Raw genomic sequence first — 5,692 nt, 5'->3', positions numbered from 1 at the left:
CGAATGGGCATGTCGCGGTCCCGTTGACCCGCCTCGCTTAGGCCGATTGGGGAGCGGGCGCAACCGCCGCGGGCCGGCGCGACGGCGTGCCGCGCTGTCCGGTCTTGCCAGCCGGGCGGCCATGGTCCACCAATCCCGCGATTTCAACTGCCGGGAAACTCCCATGGCCGCCATAACCACCACGGCCCCAGACGCCGCCCGCGATCGCGATCTCCACAACCGCGCGCTGGTGCGCGGCTGGCTTTATTTCGTGCTGGTCGTGCTGGCCGCGCTGGTGCTGGTCGGCGGCGCCACAAGGCTCACCGGTTCCGGCCTGTCGATCACCGAATGGCAGCCGATCCATGGCGTGATCCCGCCGCTCAACGATGCCGAATGGCAGGAAGAGTTCCAGCGCTACCAGCAGATCCCCCAATATACAGAGCTCAACAAGGGTATGAGCTTAGAAGCTTTCAAGTCGCTCTTCTGGTGGGAATGGGTGCACCGCATCCTCGCCCGCAGCGCCGGCGCGGTCTTCGCATTGCCGCTGCTGTTCTTCTGGGCGACGCGCCGCATCGAACGCGGCCTCGGGCCGAAGCTTCTAGGTATACTTCTGCTCGGCGGCCTGCAGGGGGCCATCGGCTGGTGGATGGTGGCCTCGGGTCTAGTCGACCGTGTCTCGGTCAGCCAGTACCGGCTGGCGACGCATCTGACGCTCGCGGCGCTAATCTTCACCGCCACCATGGTTGTCGCGCGAGGATTGGCGCCGCACTCCGAGCGCGCCGCCGACCGCTCGACCCAGCGGCTTGCCGGCGCGATCGTGCTCTTGGCACTGATCCAGATCTATCTCGGCGGCCTGGTTGCCGGCCTCCACGCCGGCCTCTCCTACAACACCTGGCCGCTGATGGACGGCAAGGTGATCCCGGCCGATCTCCTGCTCTTGAAACCCGCATGGCTGAATTTCTTCGAGAACCCGAAGACGGTGCAGTTCGTGCACCGGCTCGGCGCTTACACGCTCTTTGCGGTGGCGCTCTGGCACATGATCGCCACCTGGCGGCGTCAGCCCGGCACCACGCATGCCCGCCGCGCCACGCTGCTGTTCCTGCTGGTGCTGGCGCAGGCCTCGATCGGCATCGGCACGCTTTTGATGCAGGTGCCGCTGCATATGGCGCTCACCCATCAAGGCGTCGCGCTGATCGTGCTCGGCTTCGCCGCCGCGCACTGGCGCGGCACCAAGGGTGCCTATTCGCTGCCGACCGAGATCGCTGTCGGAGGCTGAGGCGCGCCTTGCGCATCGTCGCTCAATGCTTGATGCCGAGCATCAGGTCGAGATTCTGCACGGCAGCGCCGGAAGCACCCTTGCCGAGATTGTCGTAGACGGCCAAGAGCAGCGCCTGCGCCCGCTCGTCATTGGCAAACACATAGACCTTCATCCGGTTGGTGCCGTTATAGGCCTCCGGATCGATCTCCGGCATGCGCTCCATATGCGTATAGGGCGCAACCTCGACCACGCCGCCGCCGACCGACGCATAGTGATCGGCGATCGCCGCATGAAGCTCGGCGCCGCTCGGTACACGGTCGAGGCCGCCCAACTGCAGCGGCACCACCGTGATCATGCCTTGCGCGAAATTGCCGACGGCGGGCTGCATGATCGGATCGTGCGACAGCTTCGCGTAGGTCCTTAGCTCCGGCACATGCTTGTGCTGCAACGTGAGCCCATAGGGTAGGAATTCAGGCGCGTCCTCGCCCTTGCCGACATAGTCCTCGATCATCGGCCGGCCGCCGCCGGAATAGCCGGAGATGCCGTTGACGGTGACGGGGAAATCGGCAGGCAGCAGGCCGGCCGAGACCAGCGGACGCAGCGTCGCGATAGGGCCCTGCGGCCAGCAGCCGGGATTGGCGATGCGTTTTGCGCTGGCGATCTTGTTGGCCTGATCCTTGTCCATCTCGGCAAAGCCGTATTCCCAGCCTTCGGCCACACGATGCGCGGTCGAAGCGTCGATGACTTTGGTCGTATCGTTCTCGATCAGCGATACGCTTTCCTTGGCCGCGGCATCCGGCAGGCAGAGGATCGCGACATCTGCGGCGTTGAGGAATTCGGCCCTGGCGGCGGCTTCCTTGCGGCGGTCGGCGGGAATGGAGATGATCTCCAGATCGCCGCGGTCGGCCAGCAGCGCCCTGATCTGCAGGCCTGTCGTGCCATGTTCGCCGTCAATGAAGATTTTCGGTTTCATCGGTTGCCAAAATCCCTGCGATTCCAGAGCTATATGCCTTGAGCGTTATGTAGCACGGCATGAGTGCCGTTGTTCAGGTCGTCGAGCCGCGCCTTCCTTTCGGCCACCAGGCCGAGATAGTGCATGGCGATGATCGATCCGGCGATCGCCGTAATATCGGCATGATCATAGGCCGGCGCAACCTCGACGACGTCGGCACCGACGATATCGATCTGGCCGAGTTGGCGCAGCGTCGAAAGCATCTTGGCCGAAGACGGGCCGCCGGCCACGGGCGTGCCGGTGCCCGGCGCGAACGCCGGGTCAAGGCAATCGATGTCGAAGGTAAGATAGGTCTTCCTGCCGCCTGTGCGCTCCACGATCGCGTAGGCGATGTCGGAGGCGCGCATCTCCTCGACTTCATGGCCGTAGATGATCTTGATCCCGAACGTGTCCGGCGCATGGGTGCGGATGCCGATCTGGATCGAGCGGTCTGGATCGATGACGCCTTCTTTGACCGCGCGGGCGACGAAGGAGCCGTGATCGATTCGCCTGCCGTCGTCCGGCCAGGTGTCCTGATGCGCGTCGAACTGCACCAGGGCCAGCGGCCCATGGATCGCTGCATGCGCCTTCAACAGCGGCCAGGTGACGAAATGATCGCCGCCGAGCGTCAAAAGAAATGCGCCTGAGCTCAGGATCTTGGCCGCCTCTCGCTCGATCGTACCGGGCGTCTTCTGGTGGTTGCCGCTGTCGAGCAGGCAATCGCCGTAGTCGACCACGGCGAGCTGTTCAAACAGGTCGCGCGAGAACGGATATTGCGGATCGTTGTCGAGGATCGCCGAGGCGCGGCGAATCGCCTGCGGCCCGAAGCGCGCGCCGGGACGATTGGTGACCGCGGCGTCGAAGGGAATGCCCCACACGACGGCATCCGCGCCCTTCGCATCCTTCGTATATTTGCGCCGCATGAACGACAGCGCGCCGGCATAGGTCGGCTCGAGAGACGCCCCCGTTTTGGAACGGGCGGTGAAGGCGTGGTCGATCTCTTGGTTCGCCATTACGGGTCCTCGGTTGTCATCGGGGAGCCACAACTACAGAACCGGCACGCAACTTGCCAGTCACAGCTTGCCGATATCGAGCGGCGCTCGAGGAGTGCCACGGCAACACAGGATTTGTCTCGCCATGACGCCTCGCCAAACAAATTTGAGCAAACAGCTAGCCGGCTTCGTTCACCTCCCTGTCATGGGCATCGCCTAACCGGGTCCCGACCCGGAACGGAGCGATTCCCCGATGCGAACACTCTGGCTGAGCCTTCTTCTGTCCGCCGCGCTTGCGACTGCCTCGAGTCAAACCTTAGCCGGTGAGACGCGCGCCGCCCAAATCCTCGACCGCTTCGAACACGCCAACCAGTGGCGCGATCATGTGATGATCGCGGCGCATCGGGCCGGCAGCATGCAGGCCGGCAAGACGCTTTATGCCGAGAATTCGCTTGCCGCGGTCGAGGGCTCGATCGCGATCGGCGCCGAGATCGTCGAGGTCGATGTGAGGCGCTCGAAGGACGGCGCGTTCGTCATCGTGCATGACAGCTGGCTCGACCGCACCACGAACTGCAAGGGCGAGGTGGTGGAATATACGCTGGCGGAACTGAAGAAGTGCCGGCTGGTGATCGAGGGCACCGGCGCCGTCACCAGCGAGCCGGTGTTGACGCTGCGCGAGATGCTGCTGACGACCAGGGACAGGATCCTGATCAATCTCGACAACAAGCTCGAGGTGACGGACCTGCCAGGCATGATCGCGGTCGCCCGCGATCTCGGCATGGCCGATCAGGTGATCGTCAAGGAGAACCTGTGGAACCAGGCGCGCATTGAAGCCGCGAAGGCCGCGCTCGCCCAGGCGGGCGGCGGCTTCCAGTTCATGCCGATCCTTGCCGATGACGCCGTGCACGATGCCGCCTTTGCCGGCGAGGTCGACAAGGCGTTCGCGCCACGCGCTATCGAGCTGATCAACTGGCGCAACGGCGCCGAGACGTTGACCGCAAACGGCGGCCCGCTGTTCAGCACGCGCATGCGGGCTACAGCCGTCCGCGGTGACTGGCACCTCTGGGCCGATACTTATGCCATCGTCAACAAGCCGGGCGGCTTCCTTGCCGGCGGCCGTGGCGACGAGCTGGCGGTCGCTGCCAGCCTGCCGCGCGAGGCTTGGGGTTTTTGGGTCGATCGCGGCGCCACCATCATCCAGACCGACGAGCCAAAAGCGGCGATCGAATGGCTGGCTGCCAATGGCTATCGCGTGCCTTATATGGACGAGGCGCGCCCGGCTGAGCCGGCGCGCACGGCGAGCATCAATTAGCTGGCGTCGGTGCTCCCCACCGGGAGCTTCGCGCCGACCTCCCCATCGAGGGGCCATCGCGGGGAGGTCGAAGTTGCGCCAAGCTCGCCGGCGGTCGAGTGCTACAACGGCTGCGGGACGCTGCAAATGGGACGCCGAAAGATAGGCGCGGTACCTCCTCTTGATGGGGAAGTGGCGCCGCTGGCGCGGGTGGGATGACGGCGCTTGACCTAGGCGGCTTTCGCCACGCCCTCCAACTCGGCCAGCACTTCGTCCGACAATTCCAGCTCCGCAGCCGCAAGATTCTCCCGCAGATGCCCGACCGATGAGGTGCCGGGGATCAGCAGGATGTTCGGTGAGCGTCGCAACAACCATGCCAGCGCAACCTGCATCGGCTTCGCGCCGAGCCGCTCGGCCACGCCGGACAGCGTCGACGATTGCAACGGGCTGAAGCCGCCAAGCGGAAAAAACGGCACATAGGCGATGCCGTGGCGCGCCAGTTCATCGATCAGCGCGTCGTCCTCGCGATGCGCCAGATTGTACTGGTTCTGCACGCAGACGATGTCGCAAATCTTGCGGCCTTCCTGGATTTGCGCTCGGGTGACGTTGCTCAAGCCGATATTGCGCACCAGGCCCTTGTGCTGAAGCTCGGCGAGCTTGGTGACCTGCGCCTCGATGGAGCCCTCCGCTGGACCATGCATCCCGAACATGATGCGCAGATTGACGACGTCCATCACCTCGCGGCCAAGATTGCGAAGATTATCATGTACGGCCTGTTCGAGCTCATCGGCTGTGAAGGCCGGCAGCCAGGAAGCATCTTCGCCACGACGGGCGCCGATCTTTGTGACGATGGTGAGGTCGTCGGGGTAGGGCGATAGCGCCTCGCGGATCAGCTTGTTGGTGACGTGCGGGCCATAGTAATCGCTGGTGTCGATATGGTTCACGCCTTGCGCTATCGCTTCGCGCAGCACGGCGATGGCCGCGTTATGGTCTTTCGGTGGACCGAACACTCCTTTGCCTGCGAGCTGCATGGCGCCGTAGCCGAGGCGGCGGACCGACCGCTCGCCGAGTTTATAGGTGCCGGATTTGTTTACGCTGGACATCGGGTTCTCCTTCATTGTCGGCGAGGGAGATAAGACATAGCCGCTGTCCCGATAATCAGCTATATTCGGCACAGCCTG

General features: G+C 64.3%; 5 protein-coding genes. 2 read left to right on the top strand and 3 right to left on the bottom strand.

The genetic code is table 11. The features are described 5' to 3' along the window. Window positions 1–163: 163 nt before the first annotated feature. On the top strand, window positions 164–1,255 hold the full coding sequence (locus EOA49_RS29725; protein WP_127243523.1) for a COX15/CtaA family protein: 1,092 nt from the start codon (window positions 164–166) through the stop codon (window positions 1,253–1,255). A gap of 22 nt (window positions 1,256–1,277) precedes the next feature. On the opposite strand, the gene argC is transcribed toward EOA49_RS29725, so the two are convergent. Together argC and speB are read right to left on the bottom strand one after the other, a co-directional pair. Further along, window positions 1,278–2,210 (bottom strand): N-acetyl-gamma-glutamyl-phosphate reductase, encoded by a 933-nt coding sequence (gene argC / locus EOA49_RS29720; RefSeq protein ID WP_095824727.1) that lies wholly within the window; start codon window positions 2,208–2,210, stop codon window positions 1,278–1,280. A gap of 29 nt (window positions 2,211–2,239) precedes the next feature. After that, complete coding sequence (speB, locus tag EOA49_RS29715; protein WP_067000830.1) at window positions 2,240–3,241, bottom strand: agmatinase; 1,002 nt, start codon at window positions 3,239–3,241, stop codon at window positions 2,240–2,242. A 232-nt stretch (window positions 3,242–3,473) separates the two neighbouring features. Between speB and EOA49_RS29710 the strand changes: the two genes are divergently transcribed. Then, window positions 3,474–4,532: a glycerophosphodiester phosphodiesterase family protein gene (locus EOA49_RS29710; protein ID WP_127241669.1), complete on the top strand. Its 1,059-nt coding sequence runs from the start codon at window positions 3,474–3,476 to the stop codon at window positions 4,530–4,532. Between the two features lie 209 nt (window positions 4,533–4,741). On the opposite strand, the gene EOA49_RS29705 is transcribed toward EOA49_RS29710, so the two are convergent. Continuing rightward, window positions 4,742–5,614, bottom strand: a complete 873-nt coding sequence (locus tag EOA49_RS29705) for an aldo/keto reductase family oxidoreductase (RefSeq protein WP_127241668.1) — start codon at window positions 5,612–5,614, stop codon at window positions 4,742–4,744. Between the last annotated feature and the right edge of the window lie 78 nt (window positions 5,615–5,692).

Origin of the sequence: Mesorhizobium sp. M1A.F.Ca.IN.020.04.1.1, from assembly GCF_003997315.1 — a bacterium.
In the GTDB taxonomy this organism is placed as follows: Bacteria; Pseudomonadota; Alphaproteobacteria; order Rhizobiales; family Rhizobiaceae; genus Mesorhizobium.
This window is presented reverse-complemented; position numbering and strand designations above follow the sequence as displayed.

Coding starts and splice junctions, on each gene's coding strand:
- EOA49_RS29725 (WP_127243523.1), top strand. CDS start 164: ATGGCCGCCATAACCACCACGGCCCCAGACGCCGCCCGCGATCGCGAT.
- argC (WP_095824727.1), bottom strand. CDS start 2,210: ATGAAACCGAAAATCTTCATTGACGGCGAACATGGCACGACAGGCCTG.
- speB (WP_067000830.1), bottom strand. CDS start 3,241: ATGGCGAACCAAGAGATCGACCACGCCTTCACCGCCCGTTCCAAAACG.
- EOA49_RS29710 (WP_127241669.1), top strand. CDS start 3,474: ATGCGAACACTCTGGCTGAGCCTTCTTCTGTCCGCCGCGCTTGCGACT.
- EOA49_RS29705 (WP_127241668.1), bottom strand. CDS start 5,614: ATGTCCAGCGTAAACAAATCCGGCACCTATAAACTCGGCGAGCGGTCG.